Raw genomic sequence first — 23,852 nt, 5'->3', positions numbered from 1 at the left:
AAGGCCTTGAGATTTAAAGCTTTTCTGTCTTATAGGGCCTATAGCTCAGTTGGTTAGAGCAGCGGACTCATAATCCGTTGGTCCCGTGTTCAAGTCACGGTGGGCCCACCAAATACAAACCTCATAAACTAAAAAGTTTATGAGGTTTTTTTAATGGTTATCTCAATAGAATTCGTTTTACCGTTATAAACAATATAAAAAATTTAATTATCAAAATGTAAATTTTATTTTATCTTAAAATTTTAACTGCTTTAAAATACGTTTTTTCTAAACTCAATACTTCTATTTCTTCTATTAAGCTAAGATTTTCTTCCGCATAAGTTCTGTATGTTCTAATTGAGCATCCCAAAATTTTTCCCATAAATCACAATACTCTAAGCATAACTTTTCGATATAGTTATAATCTTCTTCCGTACAAGCTTGCATTAAGACATACCATAAGTCTTCTTCATGATCATCATCTGCGGCTTCGGCACTTTCATCTTCAGAAATACCATGTACATGATAATAGCCACCACCCTCTACCTCTAAACCTACAGCTTTAGTCGCTTTACGTAACGGTGGACTATAAAGAATCACCTCTTCTTCTGCGACTGCTAATAAGGCTGAAACAGCTTTATAGTCATCATAAGCATTTTCTAAAAACACTCTAACTTGATCTGCAATTTCAGTCGGCTGATAAGTCAAACGATCTTGTTCTGTAATACCAAAATCATTTAATACATCTTCAAATAAAGGATAGTGAGCATATTCAGGATTTCCCTGATAATAACCATCTTTGTCTAAACCAGGACGAAATCCAAACTCATCAAAAATATTTAGGCTCAAAAGAAAACGCGGAAACATTTTCGCACCAGCATGCAATCTTGGCTCTAGTTGTTTAGTTTGAAATTGGGCCATGAGCAATGCATCAGTAAAAGTTTGTACGATTGCATGGCGGTATTCTAAGTGTATTTTTTTTAAATTTTCTTTATTAATTTCTCCGTTATTTAAAATATCAATTGCTGGATGATGTGATACCGCATGCTTAGCAATTTTTTCTCTTAATCGGGTCAAAAAGTCTAAATTTTTTTCCCATAGTTCGGTAGAAATGCTTTGCTTCATCCCTGCGAGTGCTTTCTTTCTAGGGTTATTAAAATTCTCAAATTTCTTAGGCATATCTACTCTCATTAAACTTATTGAAGCCTGATCGATTTTTACATATTTTATTATAAAAACAATGACTTAAATTAATATTTAAATATGTTCCCTTATCAATCCATATTAGAATTAAAATCGTACGAAATCAAATAGAAAATTAAAAAAAACTTATGTTAATGATAATCATTATCACAATATCAACTTGAATCCAAGCCCTTTTTTTATTATGATCATTGATATTAAAATTTTAATTTTTCGATTAAGTTATAATTAGTTCTAACTATATGGAATAGTAATGTCAAAAAAAGAAGATATTATAAATACTGCTTTAAATTTATTTAATCAGATTGGCTACAATGCAACTGGTGTTGACCGTATTATTGCTGAATCTAATGTTGCAAAGATGACCTTTTATAAATATTTTCCTTCAAAAGAAAATTTAATTATGGAGTGTTTGCAACATAGAAACTTAAATATTCAAAATTCAATTAATGAACAATTAAATTTACGTCAAGATGCTAACCCGCTTGAGAAAATTCATATTATTTTTAATTGGTATATTGAATGGATCAATAGCGAAACATTTAATGGTTGCTTATTTAAAAAAGCATTTATTGAAGTATCTAAACAATATACTTCAATCCGTGAACCATTTTACGAGTATACAAAGTGGTTAACTCATTTATTACAAGATCAGCTCACTCAATTAGGTATAGAAAACCCTACTCCCCTTACTCATATCATTATTTCTATTATTGATGGGATGATTATTGATGGAACAACAGATAAAAAACTAATTAATGCTGAAAAAATTTGGCAGTATATTGAGTTTTTAATTAATGAAGAAATACCTCAACAGATTTCTTAATTTTTAAATTATCTAAGTTTATTATGTTTAAAGAAAAATAAAAAAGAACTTTTTAAATCTTCAAGCTTAGATAATGTTCATTTTTAATTGGCTACTTTAGCTTTCATAATTTTTCTAGGCTTTTTTACAAACTCATATTAGAATCCTGCAAATTTATCACCTTGCACTGATCTATGAAAAAATTTCTAGCTAACTCTATCTTTAAAGCTGCTGGTTGGACCTATAATGTAGATCCTAAAATTCTTGAAAAAAAACAAGTTATTATTGGATTTGAACATACCTCAAATCTAGATGCAGTGCTCTCTATTGCTCTCTTCCAAATTTTAGACATTAAGATTCATACTTTAATAAAGAAAGAACTTTTTAAGGGTCCCCTTAAGCCAGTTTTAGAAAAACTTGGTGGCATTCCAGTTGATCGCAAAGCGAGTAAAGATATTGTTTCTCAAATGGTTGAACAATTTCAAACTCATGAAACTTTTAACTTGGTGATTGCTCCAGAAGCTACTCGGGCGAAAGATGGTTCAGAACGTAAACCTATCCGTACAGGTTTTTGGCATATTGCGAAAGCTGCCAATGTTCCAATTGTACTCATGTATGCCAACGCCCGAAGCAAACAAGGCGGGATTCTAGGCAAAATTTATCCAACAGACTTACAAAAAGATTTAGAAACCATTAAAGAGCTATATGCGCAATTTGACATAGATGTCAAAATTAACTAGATCAAATTGGATTTGATTCGGCCTAATCTCACTCATTAGGCCTTAACGTTATTATTCTTATTCAATTGGCTAACAAAACGCAGGGCAACAGTTTTCAACAAAACCAAGCCTATGCTAATATTCCAGCACTTTTGCATTTTCTTTTTTTGGAGTTCACGTCCATGGCGGGTCATTCTAAATGGGCCAATATTAAGCATCGTAAAGCGAAACAAGATGCAAGTCGCGGTAAAGTTTTTACTAAATATATTCGTGAAATTGTGACTGCTGCCAAACTTGGTGGTGGAGATGCTGCTAGTAACCCTCGTTTGCGTGCAGTAGTTGAAAAAGCTCTTTCAGTTAATATGACACGTGACACCATCAACCGTGCAATCCAACGTGGTGCCGGTGGTGAAGATAATGATGATTTAAAAGAAGTAACTTACGAAGGTTATGGTGTTGGCGGTGTTGCTGTTCTTGTTGAGACAATGACAGATAACTTAAACCGTACAGTACCAGATGTACGTCACTGTTTTAGTAAAACGAATGGTAACCTAGGAACTGCGGGTTCTGTTGCTTATCTATTTACTAAACGTGGTGAAATTACTTTTGAAGATGTTTCTTTAGAAGACAAAATCATGGAAATTGCTCTAGAAGCTGGTGCTGAAGATATTGAAGTTTCAGAAGATGAAATTTTGGTAATCACTTCACCAGAAACTTTTGGTGAAGTTCAAGATGCTCTCACTGCTGCTGGTTTAAAATCTGACAACGCTGAAGTGGTTATGAGTCCATCAACTAAAGCTGAAATTACTGATGTCGACCAAGCAAAACAAATTCTTAAAATGATTGATATGTTTGAAGATCTTGATGATGTACAAAACGTTTATACTAACGTTGAGTTCACAGATGAGGTTTTGGCTCAACTTGATGCCTAAATCAAACATTTGAATTAAAAAACGCACCTAATGGTGCGTTTTTTTATAGTTTATTGAGTAAATTATAACAATTAAAAACATTATATTTTTTAATAACAAAGCTGGAATGCAGCGCAACAACATTGTCAATTTTTCCAATACGTCTTAATAAAATTTCACTGTAGTCATCCATGTTACGTGCTACAAGTTCTAAAATAAAATCGGCACTTTGCCCTGTCACGAGAAATGCATTGGTCACTTCTGGAATTGCTTCTATTTCAGAAAGAAACTTATCAAATGTTTCGGTGTCATGCTTACTCAATGAAACTTGCAATAAGATGTGTAAGGTAAATCCAAGTTTACTAAAATTAATTTCCCTTTTGAGCTGCCCCATAATGTTGGCTTCAATCAGATGCTTAATCCGGCGATGCACAGAACTGACTGACAGATTGATCCGTTCTGAAAGTTCATTCAAATTTAAGTCTTCATGAGACAAAATTTCTAGAATTTGTTTATCAAAACGATCTAACTCCATTGTTATCTCCAGCCAGAATTTTACAGTGACGACAGTATACCCTATACAACTCATCTGCATTTAAAATACAAAGGTTTAAAAATAGCTAAAACGTTTATCCTTTTACACATTTTATTGCAGATGTGCATTTTAACCGTGCAAATAATGGAGCATATGGCGCATTTTAGAAAGTTAATTTCACTCCCTTATTTATTTTTTTCAATATAAGATATTACTCGCCCCATTATTTGAACGTAGACTAATGATAATTATAGAAATTTGACTATTTTTCTAAATTCTTAAAGTTGGCATTATTATTGTTATGTATTTGCAGGAAAATTTTTATCCATGTCGGGGAGTTCCTGTGAATAAGATCAAAACACTAGTGCTAGCAATGAGTTCTTTAGGCGTAATTAGCGTGACGATGCCTGTGCATGCCGCTACAGATGCAGAAGTTAACGCCTTACGTGATGAAGTAAAGGAGTTAAAACAACTCGTCCAGAAACTATCTGATCAACAAAAAACAGCTTTGTCGGTTAGTGCTCCAACAACAATTCCCGTAGCACAAGCTAATCCTACACCTCCTGTATCAAAACCAGGTTGGATGGCTATGACCGATGGGCAAACCCAAGTTAAGCTTTATGGTAGTGTCCGCGCAGATGCAACCTATGACTTTAAAGGTTCAAATGGTAGCATTTCAAATGGCGCTAACTATCCATTAAATAAAGATGATCCGAAACAAGACTCACTAAATGTATCTGCCGCAACTTCAAGAATTGGTCTAGACATTACTCGACCTACCCAATACGGAGATTTAACCGGTAAAATTGAAGCCGATTTCATGGGTGGAAATGGCGACAATGGCAATGGTACCTTCCGCGTTCGCCATGCCTATATGTCTTTAGGTAAATGGTTAGCTGGTCAAACCACCTCACCTTTTGTAAATACCGATACATCACCAGAGACAGTAGATTTTAATGGCGCTATTGGTACAGGTACTACACGTACAGTACAGGTTCGGTACACTCAGCCAATTAATGCACAACAGAAAATATTAGTTGCCTTAGAAGGCGGTGATGTTGAAAAAGCCGGTAATGCTGCCGGTGGAAGCCGCTTTCCTGCTTTAACAGCACGATATGATTTCAAAACTACAGATAATAAAGGCCTATTACAGTTACACGGTCTTGCCCATGAAAACCGTGTAGCTCCCAAAGATAGTACTTCTGAAGAAAAATTTGGTTGGGGTGTCGGCGTTGGTGGTAAATATGATTTAACGCCTCAAGATAGCTTGGTTGCTAATTACTATCATGTTAAAGGAGATGGCCGCTATTTACTTTATAGCAACTCAGCTTATGCCTATGACACAACAACTCAGGATATTAATTTAGGTGAATTTGATAGTGCCGTTATTGGCTATCAACGGAAATGGAGCCCTATCCTCCGCTCTACTTTTGCAATAGGCGGTATTCAATACAAAGATGATAACACCTATGCAAATAGCAATTTAACCAGCACCAGCTATAACAAAGAAATTTATAATGCCTTGGTCAATTTAATCTGGAATCCGGTTAAAAATATTGATTTAGGTGCAGAATATACATATGGCCAACGAGAAACTTTCGCAGGCGATAAGGGTGATTACTCTCGTGTCAATTTATTAGCAAAATATAGTTTCTAAAAATTGGACGTAAAAAAAGAGCCTTTTTAAAGGCTCTTTTTTTATTAATGGTATTAATGCATGGCTTGAATTTTTTCTAAGAAGAGCTTCGCGCGCTCGTGGCGAGCATCTAAATTATCAAAGAACTCATGCGTTGGACAGTCTTCTAAAATCTTACCTTCATCCATAAAAATTAGACGGTTAGATACTCTTTTAGCAAAACCCATTTCATGTGTCACGCACATCATGGTCATGCCCTCATGTGCAAGTTGCACCATCACTTCAAGTACTTCCCCGACCATTTCTGGGTCAAGTGCAGAAGTTGGTTCATCAAACAACATACAGATTGGGTCCATGGACAAGCCACGAGCAATCGCTACACGTTGTTGTTGACCACCAGACAATTGGCCAGGAAACTTATCTTTGTGCGCAAGTAAACCTACACGCTCTAAATATTTCAAACCTTTTTCACGAGCATCGGCAACTGAACGCTTTAACACTTTAACTTGAGCAATGGTTAGATTTTCCAAAACAGTCATGTGCGGGAAAAGTTCAAAATGCTGGAACACCATTCCCACTCGTGAACGGAATTTAGCAAGATCCGTTTTTGGATCTTTCAGAGAAACTCCATCAACAATAATATCACCTTGTTGAAATGGTTCTAACGCATTTACTGTTTTAATGAGTGTTGATTTTCCTGAACCAGACGGTCCGCAAACAACAACGACATCACCTTTTTCAATACTCGTCGTGCAATCTGTTAAAACCTGAAAATCACCATACCATTTAGAGATATGTTGGATGTCTATCATTGGCATTTAAAATCTCCAATTAGCGAATGATGGCAATTTTTTGCTGTAAGCGTTTGACTAATTGCGACAGCACAAACGAACTACAGAAGTAAACTACAGCGACGATTAAATAGAATGTTGCTTTGGTTTCAGGACCATATGTATTAGCCAATGTATCTGCACGACCTAAAAAGTCTGGTGCACTAATCACATAAACTAATGAGATATCCTGAAATAAAATAATTGTTTGAGTTAACAATACTGGGAGCATGTTACGAAAGGCTTGAGGTAAAACCACGTAGCGCATTGATTGACCATAGGTAAAACCTAGCGCGTAGCCTGCATTGACCTGACCTCTTGAAATAGACTGAATTCCGGAACGTACAATTTCCGAGAAAAATGCAGCTTCAAAAATAGCAAAAGTCACAACACTTGAAAACAATGGTCCCCAATACGTATCAGATTGAAACTCAAATATTTTCGGCAACAAAAAGTAGAAAATAAAGATCACCTGAATCAGTGGGATACCACGAAACAGATCGACATAAAATTTTGCGAAATTACTTGCGATGGCATTGTTTGATAAACGCATCATTGCCAATGGGGTTCCGATTAGGATACCGCCCATCATCGCCAATACAGTCACGGTAAGAGTAAAAATGAAACCTTCTTTGAGTGCCGCGATCACATCAGGGTTATGTAATAAAGAAAAATCCATAATTACTTCCCTCCTGAGCCTAAGCCAGGCACAGCCATTCGTTTCTCAATCCATGCCATGATAAATTTAATGCTATAAGTAATAATTAAATAAACAGGTGTAGAGAGAATAAGAATAATGATGTCCTGAGAAGTTTCTTCCCGCATGGTTTTTGTATAAGCGAAGAAGTTCAAAACACTCAAAGCATACAAAACAGCCGAGTTCTTGAAAACGTTCATTGCTTCAGAAGTAATCGTTGGCCACACTGTACGATATGCAACAGGTAAAATGACATAACGATAGCTTTGTGCAGTGGTAAAACCCATTGCAGAAGCTGCAAACTTTTGTCCACGAGAAACAGTATTAATACCGGCACGTATGTGTTCAGATACACGTGCAGCAGTGTAGAGACCTAATGCAAAAACACCAATAACTGCAGGTTGCTGATTTAAAATATTTTTCCACCATCCACCTGCAACAACGTCCCCACTTCCTGCACTTAAGCTGTCCGGTAAGAATTCCGGAAAAACAAATGCCCAGAAGAATAGCTGTACAATAAGTGGAATATTACGGAAGATTTCAACGTAACAATTGCCAATAAATGCGAGAGGTTTGTTAGGTAATGTACGAATTACCCCTAGGAGAGAACCTAATAAAAATGCGATAAGAAAGGCTATAACAGCTGTCCAAACCATAGTAAAGACGCCTGAACCTAACATTTGTAACCATGTGGGCGCTTCAGCATGAGCATTGTAGCTTGTACTACCAATTGCTCTACAGACTGATTCTGCCCATGCGGCTTTATCGACACCATATTCATTAGACTCCGCACAGAATATAGTCCAGTTTAGCGAGCCGACTGACATGTTTGCCCCTTAAATGAATATCTTTAGGAAAATAGACCGCTTAAGCAAGTGAGTCTCACTTGCTTAAGTAAATTTAGGACAAAAAGATCTTGTTAGATCCCTGCATCTGTTGGGTGAGCTTTTAGTTTTTTATAAGATGAACTTTGTGGCATGTTCAAATTTGTATTTTTTGGTGGAATTGGCGATAAGAACCACTTCTTATATAAAGCGTCCATTTGACCAGTTTTCCATAGATTATTTACAGTACGGTCAGCAATCGCTTTGAATTTTGTATCACCTTTAGCCAGCATAATGCCATAAGGCTCTGATGAAAGTACTGGACCAACAATTGCGAAAGCTTTAGGTGTAGAAGATTTAGCAACTAAGCCAGCTAAAATATTATCATCCATAACAAATGCAGCAGCACGGCCTGACGCCATCATTGCAAACGAGTCAGAATGATCTTTACCATAGATATTTTGGATATTAAGCGCTTGGCCTTTTTCATTCATCTTGATGTATTTATCAGATGTTGTGCCTTGAGTTGTTACAACTGCCTTGCCATTTAAATCTGCCAAACTCTTAATGCCTGAGTTCGCTTTAACTGCCATACGTACTTCTGTCGCATAGTAGTTTGTTGAGAAGCCCACTTGTTCTTGGCGTTGCTTAGAGTTTGTGGTCGTACCACATTCCATATCAATATTACCTGCTAAAAGTTCAGGAATACGTGTTGATGAAGTTACTGCCTTGTATTCAACTTTTAGCCCAGGCATTTTCAATTCTTTTTTAATGTCATTTGCAAACTGGTTACAGATATCGACTGCATAACCTACTGGTTTACCTGCAACAACATATGAAATTGGGTCAGAAGATTCTCGGTGGCCAATAACGATTTTTCCGGTACTTTTAATTTTAGCTAATGTATCTGCTGCCTGAATTTGAGAAGTAGCGCCAACCGTACAAAGCATAAATGTTGAAACAATGAGAGAGGTTGCAGAACGTTTCATAAGAACTCCTTGATGATCATTCTCTCTATTTATCTATAGAATCATTCATATAGAGTAATAGAGTGATTTATTATTAAATTGCAATTATCGCGCCAACTTTTCCAAGTAGGACACATCCATTTGCTTCACTTATTTTATTCAGTCTGTTTTGCAGAGTTAATACCTTTAAAACTGCTAACATGTTTCTACTTTAATCTATGTTTTAATCTTCTGTCTATTATTAAGCTCATCTATTTACACTTTAATGTGGCAATTATTGATTACAATGTAAACATATGCACAATAAAGTGGCTTAACTTCAGCTAAAAACTGTTTTTAAAAAAATTGTATTTTGTGAAAAAACATAAAAATTAAAATTATTAAGTATTTAGACTAAAGTTGAATAATGAGCTAAATGAAGAAATTCCCACAGCAAAATAATATATATAAATGTTTTAATAAAAAGCATTTAGAAAATTGATAGTAATATTTAAGTTAATAACTGACCTTAGAAATATTACAAAAAAGCCCTGATAAAATCAGGGCTTTTTATAAAGTTTAAATTCCTCGCCAATCTACGCGTGCGTTTCTTTCGGTTTGATATATTCTTAAAACATATTGGCCTAGAGGTAAATCAAGCAAATATTTTTGATAATTGCTCCATTCCTCAGAAACTTCTTCTGCTTCTTCACGCTCCCATGGCGTGCCTTTCACCTCTAATAGTGGTGCAAGCATAGAACACACAGAAATATCAGCTAGACTTAAGCGATCACCCACCATATAACGTGCCTGATTTTCTATTAAGCAGTTATTGAGTTCATTTATGAGTTCATCCATACGCTCTTTGGACTGACCCACCAACTCCTCTTCAAGTTTATAGTTCTTCTTTACAAGGGTTTTTAGAAAAGGTTTCGATATTTTCTCAAACTGGCGTAAATAGCCTTGTTCACCCATCATAATTTCTAAAGCATGGTCTCCTTGCGCCAATGTATGAGCTAGAGCCCAACGGCGTACATGTATACCAAGCTCATCAGCTAAACTATCAATTTTAAGAGTTTGTTGTCTAAGTTGCTCATCACGACGCAAAAGCGCGTGTTCTGGGTAGGTATCATCCAGATAAAGTGCAATCTTGGTTGATTCAGCAATCCATTGATGGTCATCTTTCAAAATTGGCAATAAATTTTGGCCTGTTTTGAGTTGTGCAAAAGCACGATGAAATCCTGGAATTAAGTTATGAGCCACATAATCAAGTTCTTTATGGTCTAACAACCAGCGAGCTTTCTCACAATAATGGGACAAAGGAAACTGATACAAAACCCGCATAAAATCTCCACGTTTATTTTTATTTGACTATTTGTACAAAAATGGTCGATGGTAAGTAGATACTTTAGAAGCTATTTTTATTTAAAACAATGGATATTGTGCTCATTTTTTGCTGACAGTTAGGTCTATATTTTTTATATCTTTTTTTACCGTACTTATAGCTCTTTTTCATATTAAAACTAATTTTATTATCAGCTTTACGCATAAAAACAATAATCAATTGATTTATAAATACTTTTAATATCTTTATTTCTCCATTAAAAATCAAAAAAAATGCTTTGCACTTTATTTCATAAGCTGAGCATAAGTCCTCGTTTAGTGGAAAAATATTTCTTTTGTAAGGTAATGACAGCAATACAAGGTGTCATTATGTCTAATTCTCTATCTAAAACGACGGCATACGTCCAAATCATTCAAAATGATCAACAAGCCATTAATGCTGCTTATCAAGTGGCTGATTTTGCTTTAGAGGGTCGTAATACACGTGATCAACAACGCTTATTACCACATGAGCAAATTGAAAGCTTTAGCCAGAAAGGCTTAGGCGGAATTCGAATTGCGAAAAAATATGGCGGAGCTTTTGTTTCCAATAAAACACTCGCTCAAGTTTTCCGTATTTTAAGTAAAGGTGATGCGAACGTTGGTCAGATTCCACAAAATCAGATTAGCCTTTTAAACCTGATCGAAATTATGGGCACAGAACAACAAAAACAATTTATCTTTTCAGAAATATTGGCAGGCAAACGTCTTGCTAACGGTGGACCAGAACGTAATACACATGACTCAAAAACATTAAAAACCACACTTACCATTGAAAATGGCAAATATATTTTAAACGGCGAAAAGTTTTATTCGACAGGTACAAGTTTTGCGCATTGGCTTGCAATTAAAGCGGTTCATCCTGAAGGTCATGTGGTTTTAGTCATTGTTAACCGAGAGACTCAAGGTATTGAAGTCATTAATGACTGGAATGGATTTGGTCAGCGTACTACAGCGAGTGGTACAGTTAAATTAAATCAAGTTGAAGTTAATCCAGAACTCATCTTTGATGAACGCTTATTAACTAAAACCCCTACCTATCGCGGTGCTTATTCTCAGTTATTACAAGTTGCCATTGATGTGGGGATTGCAGAAGCTGCATTTGACGATACTTTATCGACTATTCATAAAGCACGTCCAATTATTGATGCAAATGTTGAAAAAGCCAGCTTTGAACATTACACCCTGCAAGAAGTAGGTAAGTTAAATATTTTGCTCGATGCTGCAATTTTACTGCTTGATGACGCTGCTGAATATTTAGATGAACTTGACCAACTTCAAACTGTGACTGATGAACAAGTAGCTAAAGCTTCAATTTTGGTCGCAGAAGCAAAAGTCTATGCCAATGATGCTGCTCTACAAATCTCTGAAAAATTGCTGGAACTAGGCGGTAGCCGTTCAAGTTTAAGCCAACACAATTTAGATCAACATTGGCGAAATGCCCGTGTACATACCTTACACGACCCTGTTCGTTGGAAATTACATGCCATTGGCAATTATTACCTTAATGGTCATTTCCCTGCCCGCCATGCCTGGATTTAAGGAGAAATTGTCATGACTTCATATCAATCTGTTCAAACAAAACAAACCTCGGCATCTGGACAAGCGCACATTATTCAAAATGATGCAGAAGCATTAGAAGTTGCCAAACAGTTTGCTGAGCAATTTAAAAAAACCGCAGTTGAGCGAGACTCTAAGCGAATTTTACCCTATACAGAAATCGATGCATTGAGCCAATCTGGTCTTTGGGCAATTACAGTGCCAAAGCAATATGGCGGTGCCGAAGTTTCAAGTCATACAGTCGCTAAAGTGATTGCACTTTTAAGCGGTGCAGATGGTTCAATCGGACAAATTCCACAAAACCATTTCTATGCCTTAGAAGTATTGCGCAATACAGGCACAGAAGCTCAAAAACAACGCTTATACGGCGAAGTTTTAAATGGCACTCGTTTTGGTAATGCACTTGCTGAGTTTAAAACTAAAACTTCTACTCACAAACAAACCAATATCCGCCCTCATGAAAATGGATATTTGATTCAGGGTGAAAAGTTTTATTGCACAGGAAGTTTATTTGCACACCGTATTCCAACTCTAGTTTTAGACGATGCAGGCCGAGAGTATCTAGCCTTTGTAAAAAGTGGTTCACAAGGACTAAAACTTGTTGATGACTGGTCTGGTTTTGGACAGAAAACCACAGGCAGCGGCACAGTTAAATTTGATCAGGTTTTTGTCGATGCGGATGATGTTATTCCTTTTGATACTGCATTTTTACAACCAACCTTAGTGGGCCCTTTTGCTCAAATTATGCATGCATCAATTGAGGTAGGCATTGCACGTGGAGCCTTTGAAGAAAGCTTGCAAAGAGTACATCAAGCGCGCCCATGGATTGATTCAAATGTAGAAACTGCAAACCAAGATCCTTTAACGATTTATGAATTAGGACGCATTGCCGTAGATGTACGGGCAAGTGAAGTGTTATTAAAACAAGCTGCTCAATCAATTGATGCCGCAAAAATTGAAACCACACCTGAAAGCATTGCAAAAGCTTCAATTGATGTTGCCAAAGTACGTGCTCATAGTAGCGATACCGCACTAAAAGCATCGTCTAAGCTGATTGAACTTGCTGGTAGTCGTGGTAGTCAATCACAAGATGGTCTAGACCGTTTCTGGCGCAATGCACGTGTGCATACGTTGCATGATGCTGCACGATGGAAATATTACTTTATTGGGAACTATGTACTTAACGGTGTTCTACCACCTCGTCGGGGGACATTGTAATGACAGATGTTAAAGCGAAAGAAATTTTACTTAATGCCTTTGATATGAACTGTGTTGGACATATCAATCATGGCTTATGGACACATCCACGTGATGAATCACACCGTTTTAATGAGTTGAGCTATTGGACAGAGCAAGCCAAAACCATAGAAAGTGGTTTATTTGATGGTTTGTTTATTGCCGATATTACAGGTGTGTATGACGTCTATCAAAACGGTATAGATCTCACTTTAAAAGAGTCTATTCAACTTCCAAGCCATGACCCATCTACACTCATTTCAGCTATGGCGGCAGTCACTCAAAATTTAAGTTTTGGGGTCACTGTGAACTTAAGCTATGAGCATCCGTATCAATTTGCCCGCCGCTTTGCGAGTCTTGACCATTTAACTCAAGGTCGTATTGGCTGGAATATCGTAACGGGTTATCTAGATAGTGCGGAACGTTTGATTGGTCAAAAAGGTTTAAAAGACCACGATGCTCGCTATGAACAAGCCGAAGAATTTTTAGAGCTTTGCTATAAATATTGGGAAGGTTCATGGGAAAACGACGCCGTTAAAAAAGATAAAGTACAGCGTGTTTTTACAGACCCGTCTAAAGTTCACACCATTCACCACCACGGCAAATATTACCAAAGTGAAGGTGTGTTTCAGGTGTCTCCTTCTGTGCAACGCACCCCGACACTGTTTCAAGCAGGTGCTTCACCAAAAGGCATGCAGTTTGCGACTCGCCATGCTGAGTGTGTATTTATTGGCGGCGACAAACCCGAAAAAATACGCGAACAAGTGAAAAAGATTCGTGCTCTTGCAGAACAGCAAGGCCGTTCAGCAGATGATATTAAAGTCTTTGTCGGTATAACCATTGTTGTGGCCGAAACACATGATCTCGCTGTACAAAAACTTAATGAATATCGTCAGTATGCGAGCCCTGAAGCAGGCTTAGCGCATTATGCGAGTTCAACAGGCATTGACTTAAGTAAGTTTGCTGACGATGAAGCAATTCCTTACCAAAAAAGTAACAGCATTGTTTCGATTACCGAAAAGTTTAAAGAGCAACAAATAACGAAAAATGACTTAAAAGCTCAGCATGTTTTAGGTGGTCGTTATCCACTCATTGTGGGTAGTGGCGAAGAAGTTGCTGAATACTTAATTCATCTTTTAGATGAGACAGATATTGATGGCTTTAATTTAACACGTACTGTTGCACCTGAGTCTCACCACGACTTTATCCGCTTGGTCATTCCTGAGCTACAACAACGTGGTCGCTATAAAACTGCATATAAAACGGGTTCACTGCGGAACAAAATTTTTAATCGGGGTGATCAATTACCAAAACAACACCCTGTTCAAGCGTTCCGATGTAGTCCCAATAACAACAGCAAAAACTTAACAACAATTGAAGAAATAACCGCTTAAATTTGGAGATAGACATGGCTCAAACAGCCTCAAAAAAATGGCTAGGCGTAGGCTTAGTCGTTGTAGTCCTTGTTGTTGCTTTATTCTTATGGAATAAACATCGTCAAAGTGGCTCAAATGAACTTGTGATTGGCATTAGTCCCCCATTTGCAAAAACTTTACAAGCTGCTGCCGATGAAGCAAAGAAACAGGGGTTAAATGTAAAACTGGTCGAATTTTCTGACTGGAACACACCAAATATTACCTTAAATCATGGGGATATTGATGCGAACTTTTTCCAGCATCAACCTTTCTTAGACAATGCGATTAAAGAAACTGGCTTTAAATTAAAAGCATTTGCAGTAGGTGCAGCATCACATGTGGGACTTTATTCAAAGAAATATAAAAGCCTTGATGAATTGCCACAAAACGCACGTGTAGTCATTCCAAATGACCCAGTGAATCAAGGTCGTGCCCTACTACTTTTACAGCAAGCTAAATTAATTACGCTTAAAGATTCAAACAATCATTTATCTGCACTTAAAGATGTTGTTTCAAATCCTAAAAACTTGCAATTCATCGAGGTTGAAGGACCACAAACTGCTCGTGCAATTGATGATGTTGACTTAGCTTTTGGCTACCCACACTACTTGCGCTTAGCAAAAACAGCTGACCCTGATAGTGCTCTTTTACTAGATGACAATACCAATAAACGTTACGCGATTTTGTTTGTGGTGCGTGACGACTATCAGGACAAGGGCAACAAATTAAAGAAATTTGTTGAGATCTATCAAAACTCGCCAAAAGTTAAAGCTGTGTTAGATGCCGAGATTGGGCCAAAACTTTGGTTTCCTGGCTGGAAATAAGGAGAATGACCATGGTGAGTTTTGGATCACAAGTTGATTTTTCTCTACCTCATATCAAAATTCGTGGTTTAAATAAGTTTTACCAATCGCAAGGTCAAAAGCTGCATGCTTTAAAAGAGATTAACCTTGATATTCCTCAAGGTAAGATTTTAGGTATTATTGGTAAAAGTGGTGCGGGAAAATCTTCCCTACTCCGCACATTAAATGGCTTAGAACAAGTGAATACAGGCAGTATTCATATTCATCAACAAAACATTGCTGAATTGAGTCATGTCGAGCTTATTCAAACACGCCAACGCATTGGAATGATTTTCCAACATTTCAATTTGATGTCTGCAAAAACGGTCTGGGAAAATGTGGCATTACCCTTAAAAGTTTCCAATTACAACAAAGCAGATATCGATGAGCGTGTAAATGAAGTTCTGGCACTCGTAGGTCTTGCAGATAAGTCTGGTCATTATCCGTCACAACTTTCAGGCGGACAAAAGCAACGTGTCGGTATTGCACGAGCACTTGTTCACCACCCAGAAATTTTACTTTGTGATGAAGCCACCTCAGCACTTGACCCAGAAAGTACCGCTACTATTTTGGCTCTACTTAAAAAGATTAATCAGGAACTTGGTCTAACAATTGTACTCATCACACACGAAATGCAGGTCATTCGAGAAATTTGTGATCAGGTCGTTGTGATTGACCAAGGTGAAATTGTAGAGGCTGGGCAAGTCTGGTCTGTATTTTCACGACCAGAGCAACAAATTACTCAAGAATTGTTGAACCTTGAGCAGATCACGCTGCCTTTTAAAATCAGTCCTCTACCCGATGAAGATTCGACTCATATTATTGTAAAACTGAAATATGAGGCTGAAGCACATCAAGTACCCGATATACAAGAGCTACTTGCTAGATTTAAAGCACCCGTCAATTTATATCAAAGTCAGGTCGATACCATTCAAGGGCACATTATTGGCTCACTTTTAGTGGGTATTCCTAACGTAGAAATTGATCTTTCATCTATACGACAAGATGCATCAACTGCAATTGCACAATTTGAGGTACTTGGCTATGCACGACCAGCTCATTGATTTATTAATTACTGGAACCGTAGATACCTTACTCATGGTAGGTGCATCTGCATTTATTGCTTTTTTAATTGGCTTACCTATTGCTATTGTTTTAGTCAGCACTTCTGAACACGGCATCCATCCGTCACAAAAGATTAATCAGGCTTTGGGTTGGGTCATTAATATTACTCGCTCTGTACCCTTTCTAATTTTAATGGTTGCACTTATTCCGCTTACTCGCTGGATTGTAGGTACAAGTTATGGTGTGTGGGCGGCTGTTGTTCCGTTGACGATTGCTGCTATTCCCTTCTTTGCACGTATTGCAGAAGTCAGCTTACGTGAAGTCGATCAAGGCTTAATTGAAGCGGCACAGGCCATGGGTTGTAACCGTAAACAAATTATTTGGCATGTACTTTTACCAGAGGCTTTACCAGGAATTGTTGCCGGCTTTACCGTGACGATTGTGACTATGATTAACTCCTCTGCGATTGCTGGTGCTATTGGTGCAGGTGGTCTAGGAGACATTGCTTATCGTTATGGCTACCAACGTTTTGATATGCAAATTATGTTGGCTGTAATTTTTGTGCTCATTGTTTTAGTCATGTTAGTACAAGCGACTGGTGACGCATTAGCCCAGCAACTTGATAAACGTAAAGTTTAAAAGCAATACAACCCTGCTCTAGCCATGACTTTGTCATGGCTTTCATGTAAAATCAGCGACAATTTTTAATTTACACATTTGTGAGTGGTTTTCATGGGTTTTAATTGCGGTATTGTTGGTCTGCCAAACGTAGGGAAATCTACCCTTTTCAATGCATTAACGAAAGCAGCGATTGCAGCGGAAAACTTCCCTTTCTGTACCATTGAACCAAACACAGGTATTGTTCCTGTACCAGATCCACGTTTAGACAAACTTGCTGCAATTGTTAAGCCGCAACGTATTTTGCCAACTACAATGGAATTTGTGGACATTGCAGGTCTTGTTGCTGGTGCATCAAAAGGTGAAGGCTTAGGTAACCAATTCCTTGCTAACATCCGTGAAACTGATGCAATCGCTCATGTTGTACGTTGTTTCGAAGACGAAAACGTAATTCACGTAAATGGTAAAATTGATCCATTAGACGACATCGCAACTATTAATACTGAACTTGCGCTTGCCGATCTTGAAACTGTTGCTAAAGCAATTTTACGCTTAACTAAAGTTGCTAAAGGCGGTGACAAAGAAGCTGTAGCAACTAAAGCAGTTTTAGAAAAAATTCAACCTTTACTTGACGAAGGTAAACCAGCTCGCGCGGCTGATTTATCTGATGACGAACGTAAATTAGTTCGTGGTTTTGGTTTAATGACTTTAAAACCAACCATGTATATTGCAAACGTTGCAGAGGATGGTTTTGAAAACAACCCACACTTAGACGCAGTTAAAAAACTTGCGGCTGAAGAAAATGCTATCGTTGTTCCTCTTTGCAACCAGATTGAAGCTGAAATTTCACTATTAGAAGATGAAGATCGTGCTGAGTTCTTAGAAGCAATGGGTATGGAAGAACCAGGCTTAAACGTGGTTATTCGTGCAGGTTATGCGCTTTTAGGTTTACAAACTTATTTCACTGCCGGTGTACAAGAAGTACGTGCTTGGACGGTAAAAGTTGGTGCAACCGCTCCTCAAGCAGCTGGTGTGATTCATACCGACTTCGAAAAAGGCTTTATCCGTGCTGAAGTTGTTGCATATGATGACTTCGTACAATACAACGGTGAAAATGGCGCTAAAGAAGCTGGTAAATGGCGTTTAGAAGGTAAAACTTACGTTGTTCAAGACGGCGATGTAATGCACTTCCGTTTTAACGTATAAGTTAAAGCTCAAAAAAAGCCCCATCATATTGGGGCTTTTTTATGTTTAATGACTTAAATCCATCGCCTCTCGTTTACTGCGCGCCTCTTGTAAAATACGCGCATGCAAAGGCTTTCTAAAACCCAGCATAAATATAAATTCTGCCAATACAAATAATGGTCCTATCGCAAGTCCTATCACATCATCCACAAAAGCTGGTTTTTTCTTTTCAAAATAATGTCCCACAAACTGAAAGACCCAACCCACCACAAAGAAACCAATACTTGCCGCTAACCATTGCTCTAAAGAAAACTCGGCAATTTGGCTCGCCAGTGGATACACAGCGACTAAAAGAATGAGCATGAGTAAGCCAAATACTTTATCTAAAATAAAATAATAAATCGTACTAGCTGCAATCAACAGCATGGCCAAAGTCAGTTTAAAACTACCCATATCGACCCCAGCTCTGGCTGTTAAACAGAGAATTGAAAACACGATGAGTGGAATACCAATAAAATGCGTCAAAATATTTTTATGATTTAAGTGGTAAGCAGCATATTTGCTAAGTTGTTGCTCCAGATTCGACATGAGTTGTTCCCTATTCATCTATCTATAGTCATACTGTACAAATAAGGAAAACTTAAAGTTGTCAGCTATTTGACAAAGTAATGATTTTTTTCATGGATGGCCCAATATTGGACATTATTTATATTAATCGACTAAGAGAAAATACATGGTTTAGTTTGCTTCCGGAAGCATTCCAAAACTTTATTCTAGAGCATGGTAAGCAAAGAACATTTGAAAAAAACAATTATGTGTTCCGTGCCCAAGATGTGTTTGATGGCATTTATACTGTGCTTGAAGGCTCAATTAGCTTAGGTTATGTCGATGTAAATGGTAATGAAGCTCTTTCTGCAATTGCTGAGCCAATTATGTGGTTTGGTGAAATATCGCTGATTGATCATGAACCACGTTCGCACGATGCGATTGCTTTGAAAAAAAGTACCGTTCTGCATATTCCTGCAAAACCATTAAATGAATTACTCAAAAACAATCCATATTATTGGTACTACTTTGCTCGTTTAACTAGCCAAAAACTCAGATATGTTTTCTTAGAACAGATTGCGATCCAAACACGCAGTATTTCTCAAAGGCTTGCTCAACGTCTTCTATTCATTTTAGAAGGATATGGGAATCATATTCTTATTCATGATCATCACATCCATATTTCTCAAGAACAATTGGCAAATATGCTGACCACATCCAGACAGACAATCAACCATGAGTTGAGCCTGCTCGAAAAACAGAAAATCATTAAAATTGCTTTTAGAAAAATTGAGATTCTAGATATTGAGAAATTAAAAGTAGTTGCTCAAGCCCATTCCTAATCTTTGCATAACCAGCTATATGACAAAAACTTAAAACCAAATTAAAAAAATAGATAACGCTGCAAAACAAAACATTGTTCAAACTCTATTTCACAAAATAAATGTTTTAAAGCAGATATTTTCATTTTACACTCAAGCTGAGCAATAATACTCAACAAGGCGCTGATTAACATGAAAAAATTATCAACAATTCTTACAGCTGGCGTATTGGCTATGTTAAGTGTTTCGGCATTTGCATGTCCAAAAGGAACTCAATTACAAGGTGGTACAGGGCCAAATCATAAGGGCGGAAAATGTGTTGGTGCACACGGCAAAGCAACTGCTAAAAAAGAAGCAGTAAAAGCAAAACAAGATGTTAAAAAAGATATGACTGAACAAAAGCATGAAGCAATGATGAAATCTATGCATGCTCAACATGAATCACAGCAAATGACTCATCAAATGAAACAAGATGCAGTGAAAACAGCAAACACAGCTAAAGCTGCGGCGAAGCCGTAATTAATATTCACTCATTATCGTTTTAAAAGCAAAAAAGCGAGATTGATCCTCTCGCTTTTTTATATTTATAATTTTTTATTTTGGCGAAGTATTTCCAAGATTTGGCGTATCGATCGCATCCTTACATTGGGCTTTATCTCGCTCATAATCTGCTTGTTTCTTAGCAACTGAATCATTATTTTCAAGCGTTTCGCGTGCCCACACATCTAGACTCGTTAAAGCTTTACGACAAAGTGCATATTTCCCTTCTGTCACGGAATCAGTCATTTTCACATTAATACGCCAGTCTGTACTCAATTGACGTAAAGGTTTGCGAACTTTGTCATCGATTTGACTCAGCTGCTTTTCATAAACCAAATGCTCAACCGTATTAATCAATGTCCATGCTTTTTGAGCATAAACAGTTGCATCATTGGTCAGTTTAGGTGCTGGCTTAATTTCTACTTTTTTTTCTGCCTCATGATTACCATTGTCACAGCCCTGCAATGTAAAAATACCTGCACTCAACATGGCGATATAAACTAAACGAATCTTTGCGTTGAACATAGCAAACTGCCGATTAAACATTTCGGCACTATGCTATTAAATTCGGCTACAATACTCAATCTTTCAAGTATTTTTATCATTTGGTTTATTGCCAAGGTGTATTGTGTCCGAACAACAATTGATGCCTGCCCAAACGGCAACTTTTTGGCAAGGCGCCAAAGATAGTCAAGCTATCGTATTTACCTATTTACCTGTTTCTTTTGCCTTTGGCGTTTCTGCATCTCAGTTTGGTTTTACACCATGGGAAGCTTTTTTCCTATCTTGTTCAATGTATGCCGGAGCTAGCCAGTTCTTGGTTGTCGCACTTTTGGCTAGCGGTTCATCTATTTGGTTAACTGCATTAACAGTCATTGCACTGGATATTCGCCATGTGCTTTATGGACCAGCTTTATATAACCTGATTCCAAACAAATTAAATCTAAAAAAAACGGCGGTGTGGGCTTGGGGCTTAACCGATGAAGTTTTTGCAAGTGGAATGATTCAACTTTCACAGCGTAGACAACAATGGTCCGAGTCTTGGATGTTAGGCTTAAGTCTATTTAGTTGGATGGCTTGGGCAACTGGCTCATTGTTAGGCGGATTATTTGCAGATCAGTTGTCTCATCTTCCCAAGTTTTTACAAGCAGCCTTAGACTTCTTATTGCCTGCGTTATTCTTAAGTTTTTTATTAGCAGCATTTGAGCGAAAGCATAGCCTTGTAGTTGCTGTATCTTTGGTTGTTTCAGCGTTGTCCTGCTATTGGATTAACCTCTCTGCGGCTATTTTTATTGGTATTCTTTCAGGCATTTTAGCCGGCTTGTTTAAACATTATGTGCTGAAACAACAAGAAGAGGTCGAAGTTTAAAATGAATCTAGAGATTATTCTGGTTGGCATCATTGTTGGTATTGCCAATTTTGCCTCACGTTTTGGACCGTTCTTTGTTATACAAAAGCTACAAGGTACACAGCAAAGACGCGGTTCAGTCTGGCTAAAAATTGCTTTGGGAAGCATTGGTATATCTGCAATTAGCGCAATGCTTGTTGTGGCCACTCTTCCGCCACTTCTTGAAAATCCAGATAAAAGCCTAGCTATGCTTATCGGTTTTTTAGTGCTAGCAGGTCTTTATTTTAAATTTAAGAAAATTGTTCCGGCAACGTTAACTGCCGCAATTGTTTATGGCCTGATCTATACTTATTTACCTTTATAAATAGATAAACTGATCTTCCTTATATAAAATAAAACCTAGCCAGAAGCCTTTAAGATTGAAACTTCTGGCGTAAAAATCTAATTTTTGAATTGATTAAAAAGATAATCTTACCTACTTAATAGAGATAAAAATGTCACAAGTTAAAATTTATGCCAATGAACAAACGATTATGCAGTATCGAGAATTACTTTCTCATGCAATCCATCAAGCGCTCATTGAAGAATTGAAATATCCTATCGAGAAAAGATTTCAACGTTTTATCAGTCTTAAGCCTGGAAATTTTATCTATCCTTCTGACCGCAGCCAACACTACATTATTATAGAACTCTCAATGTTTGCAGGACGTAGCGCGGCTACTAAGAAACAACTCATTCAAACTTTATTTCGCAATATTGAACAACAATGCAAAATAGCTCCGCAAGATATTGAAATTACGATTTTTGAAACCCCTAAAGAAAATTGGGGTATTCGCGGCAAAAATGCAGATGAGTTACTTTTAAACTATCAAGTTAATATCTAAAAAATGACATCTTAATTGTCCGACAAAATTAATTTTTTTATGTGTGATAAAGCTTAACTCCCTCATAAGTTCTGCTATGCTTAAAAAAATAATTTTGTCAGGATGATTCGCATGAGCGTGACACTCGGTACCCCCCTTCAATCTTCTGCATTTAAAGTTTTATTGTTAGGTTCAGGAGAGCTTGGCAAAGAAGTTGTAATTTCTTTACAACGCCTTGGTGTCGAAGTACATGCAGCCGACCGTTATGATCATGCGCCAGCCATGCAAGTTGCACATTTTTCTTATGTGTTAAATATGGCTAATCCAACTGAGTTAAAACAGCTCATCGAGAAAATTAAACCGAATTTAATTGTTCCAGAAATTGAAGCCATCGCGACAGAAGTTTTGCTTGAAATTGAAGCGAGCCAAACTGCAACTGTTATTCCTTCTGCTAAAGCTGTAAACCTGACCATGAACCGTGAAGGTATTCGTCGTCTTGCGGCTGAAGAACTTGGTTTACCTACCTCTGCTTACCGCTTTGCTGACTCACTAGAAAGCTTCCGTGCTGCTTGTGACGATATTGGTTATCCAAACTTTGTAAAACCAGTAATGTCATCTTCTGGTAAAGGTCAGTCTCGTGTAAAAAGTTTCGATGAAGTCGATACTGCTTGGGAATATGCGATGCAAGGTGGTCGTGTTAACCAGGGTACAGTCATCATTGAATCTCAAATTGACTTTGATTTTGAAATTACATTACTTACCGTTCGTGCTAAAAATCCTGAAACGGGCGAAATTGAAACTCACTACTGCGACCCAATTGGTCACCGTCAAGATGCTGGTGATTACGTAGAAAGCTGGCAACCTCAACCAATGACTGTGGCTGCACTTGAAGAAGCAAAACGTATTGCAAATAAAGTGACAACAGCGCTGGGTGGTTGTGGTATTTTTGGTGTAGAGCTGTTTATTAAAGGCGACAAGGTCTGGTTTAGTGAAGTTTCGCCTCGCCCACATGATACTGGCCTAGTGACTCTAGCGTCACAATTTCAAAGCGAATTTGAACTGCATGCTCGTGCAATTTTAGGATTGCCAGTAAATACAGCTCGCCATAGTGTTGCGGCTAGTGCAGTTATTTATGCTGGGGTTGATGCTAAAAATTTAAGCTACAGCGGCTTAAATACGGCATTAGCTAACCCAAATACTGACTTACGCCTGTTTGGTAAACCAGAAGGTTTCAAACGACGTCGTATGGGTGTGGCAACTGCTCGTGCAGAAAATACTGATCTTGCTCGTACTTTAGCGAAAGAAACCGCTGATCAAGTAAGCGTAAAAACCAACTCTTAATAT

At 37.5% G+C, this 23,852-nt stretch carries 26 protein-coding genes and 1 tRNA gene; 18 read left to right on the top strand and 9 right to left on the bottom strand.

Annotated elements, in window-relative coordinates; translation table 11 throughout:
• Window positions 1–34 precede the first annotated feature (34 nt).
• Window positions 35–111 (top strand) — tRNA-Ile (locus ACT53H_RS06985).
• 183 nt (window positions 112–294) lie between these two features.
• Here the strand turns inward: ACT53H_RS06985 and ACT53H_RS06980 are convergent.
• Window positions 295–1,158, bottom strand: a complete 864-nt coding sequence (locus tag ACT53H_RS06980) for a heme oxygenase-like domain-containing protein (protein WP_004792833.1) — start codon at window positions 1,156–1,158, stop codon at window positions 295–297.
• Window positions 1,159–1,435: 277 nt separating this feature from the next.
• On the opposite strand from ACT53H_RS06980, the gene ACT53H_RS06975 reads away from it, so the two are divergent.
• From ACT53H_RS06975 to ACT53H_RS06965, 3 genes are all read left to right on the top strand, one after another.
• The gene (locus ACT53H_RS06975) at window positions 1,436–2,008 is read left to right on the top strand and encodes a TetR/AcrR family transcriptional regulator (RefSeq protein WP_238611142.1); all 573 of its coding nucleotides are present in this window, start codon (window positions 1,436–1,438) and stop codon (window positions 2,006–2,008) included.
• Window positions 2,009–2,181: 173 nt separating this feature from the next.
• The gene (locus ACT53H_RS06970) at window positions 2,182–2,727 is read left to right on the top strand and encodes a 1-acyl-sn-glycerol-3-phosphate acyltransferase (protein WP_004792837.1); all 546 of its coding nucleotides are present in this window, start codon (window positions 2,182–2,184) and stop codon (window positions 2,725–2,727) included.
• 161 nt (window positions 2,728–2,888) lie between these two features.
• Entirely contained in the window at window positions 2,889–3,638 is a 750-nt protein-coding gene (locus ACT53H_RS06965; RefSeq protein ID WP_005304550.1) for a YebC/PmpR family DNA-binding transcriptional regulator, read from the top strand.
• A 43-nt stretch (window positions 3,639–3,681) separates the two neighbouring features.
• On the opposite strand, the gene ACT53H_RS06960 is transcribed toward ACT53H_RS06965, so the two are convergent.
• Window positions 3,682–4,152, bottom strand: a complete 471-nt coding sequence (locus ACT53H_RS06960; protein ID WP_353155341.1) for an Lrp/AsnC family transcriptional regulator — start codon at window positions 4,150–4,152, stop codon at window positions 3,682–3,684.
• Between the two features lie 343 nt (window positions 4,153–4,495).
• Here ACT53H_RS06960 and ACT53H_RS06955 point away from each other — a divergent pair, with 343 nt between their 5' ends.
• Window positions 4,496–5,809, top strand: coding sequence for a DcaP family trimeric outer membrane transporter (locus ACT53H_RS06955; protein ID WP_476008921.1), 1,314 nt, complete (start codon window positions 4,496–4,498; stop codon window positions 5,807–5,809).
• A 53-nt stretch (window positions 5,810–5,862) separates the two neighbouring features.
• Here the strand turns inward: ACT53H_RS06955 and ACT53H_RS06950 are convergent, their stop codons facing one another.
• The 5 genes from ACT53H_RS06950 to ACT53H_RS06930 form a co-directional block, all read right to left on the bottom strand.
• On the bottom strand, window positions 5,863–6,606 hold the full coding sequence (locus ACT53H_RS06950; RefSeq protein WP_004792844.1) for an amino acid ABC transporter ATP-binding protein: 744 nt from the start codon (window positions 6,604–6,606) through the stop codon (window positions 5,863–5,865).
• 13 nt (window positions 6,607–6,619) lie between these two features.
• Window positions 6,620–7,297: an amino acid ABC transporter permease gene (locus ACT53H_RS06945; RefSeq protein ID WP_005304545.1), complete on the bottom strand. Its 678-nt coding sequence runs from the start codon at window positions 7,295–7,297 to the stop codon at window positions 6,620–6,622.
• 2 nt (window positions 7,298–7,299) lie between these two features.
• Entirely contained in the window at window positions 7,300–8,142 is an 843-nt protein-coding gene (locus ACT53H_RS06940) for an amino acid ABC transporter permease (RefSeq protein WP_005304542.1), read from the bottom strand.
• A gap of 92 nt (window positions 8,143–8,234) precedes the next feature.
• Window positions 8,235–9,128, bottom strand: a complete 894-nt coding sequence (locus tag ACT53H_RS06935; RefSeq protein WP_004792851.1) for an amino acid ABC transporter substrate-binding protein — start codon at window positions 9,126–9,128, stop codon at window positions 8,235–8,237.
• Between the two features lie 537 nt (window positions 9,129–9,665).
• Window positions 9,666–10,430 (bottom strand): glutathione S-transferase family protein, encoded by a 765-nt coding sequence (locus tag ACT53H_RS06930; RefSeq protein ID WP_151962652.1) that lies wholly within the window; start codon window positions 10,428–10,430, stop codon window positions 9,666–9,668.
• Window positions 10,431–10,775: 345 nt separating this feature from the next.
• On the opposite strand from ACT53H_RS06930, the gene ACT53H_RS06925 reads away from it, so the two are divergent.
• From ACT53H_RS06925 to ychF, 7 genes are all read left to right on the top strand, one after another.
• Window positions 10,776–12,011: an SfnB family sulfur acquisition oxidoreductase gene (locus ACT53H_RS06925; RefSeq protein ID WP_476008920.1), complete on the top strand. Its 1,236-nt coding sequence runs from the start codon at window positions 10,776–10,778 to the stop codon at window positions 12,009–12,011.
• A gap of 12 nt (window positions 12,012–12,023) precedes the next feature.
• Window positions 12,024–13,247, top strand: coding sequence for an SfnB family sulfur acquisition oxidoreductase (locus ACT53H_RS06920; protein WP_111853724.1), 1,224 nt, complete (start codon window positions 12,024–12,026; stop codon window positions 13,245–13,247).
• Entirely contained in the window at window positions 13,247–14,659 is a 1,413-nt protein-coding gene (locus tag ACT53H_RS06915) for an LLM class flavin-dependent oxidoreductase (RefSeq protein WP_476008919.1), read from the top strand. Before ACT53H_RS06920 ends, ACT53H_RS06915 begins: the two co-directional genes overlap by 1 nt.
• Window positions 14,660–14,673: 14 nt before the next feature.
• Window positions 14,674–15,504, top strand: coding sequence for a MetQ/NlpA family ABC transporter substrate-binding protein (locus ACT53H_RS06910; protein WP_476008918.1), 831 nt, complete (start codon window positions 14,674–14,676; stop codon window positions 15,502–15,504).
• Between the two features lie 5 nt (window positions 15,505–15,509).
• Window positions 15,510–16,586: a methionine ABC transporter ATP-binding protein gene (locus ACT53H_RS06905; RefSeq protein WP_476008917.1), complete on the top strand. Its 1,077-nt coding sequence runs from the start codon at window positions 15,510–15,512 to the stop codon at window positions 16,584–16,586.
• The gene (locus tag ACT53H_RS06900) at window positions 16,567–17,226 is read left to right on the top strand and encodes a methionine ABC transporter permease (protein ID WP_476008916.1); all 660 of its coding nucleotides are present in this window, start codon (window positions 16,567–16,569) and stop codon (window positions 17,224–17,226) included. The genes ACT53H_RS06905 and ACT53H_RS06900 overlap by 20 nt, the downstream gene beginning before the upstream one ends.
• Window positions 17,227–17,319: 93 nt before the next feature.
• Window positions 17,320–18,411, top strand: coding sequence for a redox-regulated ATPase YchF (gene ychF / locus ACT53H_RS06895; RefSeq protein ID WP_004642544.1), 1,092 nt, complete (start codon window positions 17,320–17,322; stop codon window positions 18,409–18,411).
• A 45-nt stretch (window positions 18,412–18,456) separates the two neighbouring features.
• On the opposite strand, the gene ACT53H_RS06890 is transcribed toward ychF, so the two are convergent.
• Window positions 18,457–18,978, bottom strand: coding sequence for an Mpo1 family 2-hydroxy fatty acid dioxygenase (locus ACT53H_RS06890; RefSeq protein WP_151962645.1), 522 nt, complete (start codon window positions 18,976–18,978; stop codon window positions 18,457–18,459).
• A gap of 92 nt (window positions 18,979–19,070) precedes the next feature.
• On the opposite strand from ACT53H_RS06890, the gene ACT53H_RS06885 reads away from it, so the two are divergent.
• On the top strand, window positions 19,071–19,778 hold the full coding sequence (locus ACT53H_RS06885; RefSeq protein ID WP_476008915.1) for a Crp/Fnr family transcriptional regulator: 708 nt from the start codon (window positions 19,071–19,073) through the stop codon (window positions 19,776–19,778).
• 171 nt (window positions 19,779–19,949) lie between these two features.
• Window positions 19,950–20,276: a hypothetical protein gene (locus ACT53H_RS06880; protein WP_476008914.1), complete on the top strand. Its 327-nt coding sequence runs from the start codon at window positions 19,950–19,952 to the stop codon at window positions 20,274–20,276.
• A gap of 75 nt (window positions 20,277–20,351) precedes the next feature.
• Here the strand turns inward: ACT53H_RS06880 and ACT53H_RS06875 are convergent, their stop codons facing one another.
• On the bottom strand, window positions 20,352–20,822 hold the full coding sequence (locus tag ACT53H_RS06875; RefSeq protein ID WP_174739220.1) for a hypothetical protein: 471 nt from the start codon (window positions 20,820–20,822) through the stop codon (window positions 20,352–20,354).
• A gap of 121 nt (window positions 20,823–20,943) precedes the next feature.
• Here ACT53H_RS06875 and ACT53H_RS06870 point away from each other — a divergent pair, with 121 nt between their 5' ends.
• The 4 genes from ACT53H_RS06870 to purT all read left to right on the top strand — a co-directional run bounded on the left by ACT53H_RS06870 (window position 20,944) and on the right by purT (window position 23,849).
• Window positions 20,944–21,666, top strand: coding sequence for an AzlC family ABC transporter permease (locus ACT53H_RS06870; protein WP_476009114.1), 723 nt, complete (start codon window positions 20,944–20,946; stop codon window positions 21,664–21,666).
• Window position 21,667: 1 nt separating this feature from the next.
• Complete coding sequence (ygaH, locus tag ACT53H_RS06865; protein WP_005304506.1) at window positions 21,668–22,009, top strand: L-valine transporter subunit YgaH; 342 nt, start codon at window positions 21,668–21,670, stop codon at window positions 22,007–22,009.
• Window positions 22,010–22,139: 130 nt separating this feature from the next.
• A complete protein-coding gene (locus ACT53H_RS06860) occupies window positions 22,140–22,529 on the top strand; it encodes a tautomerase family protein (RefSeq protein ID WP_005304505.1) in 390 nt (129 codons plus the stop codon).
• A 102-nt stretch (window positions 22,530–22,631) separates the two neighbouring features.
• Window positions 22,632–23,849 (top strand): formate-dependent phosphoribosylglycinamide formyltransferase, encoded by a 1,218-nt coding sequence (gene purT, locus ACT53H_RS06855; RefSeq protein ID WP_476008913.1) that lies wholly within the window; start codon window positions 22,632–22,634, stop codon window positions 23,847–23,849.
• The last annotated feature ends 3 nt before the right edge of the window (window positions 23,850–23,852 follow it).

Source organism: Acinetobacter sp. DMC2 (assembly GCF_056314305.1).
This window is presented reverse-complemented; position numbering and strand designations above follow the sequence as displayed.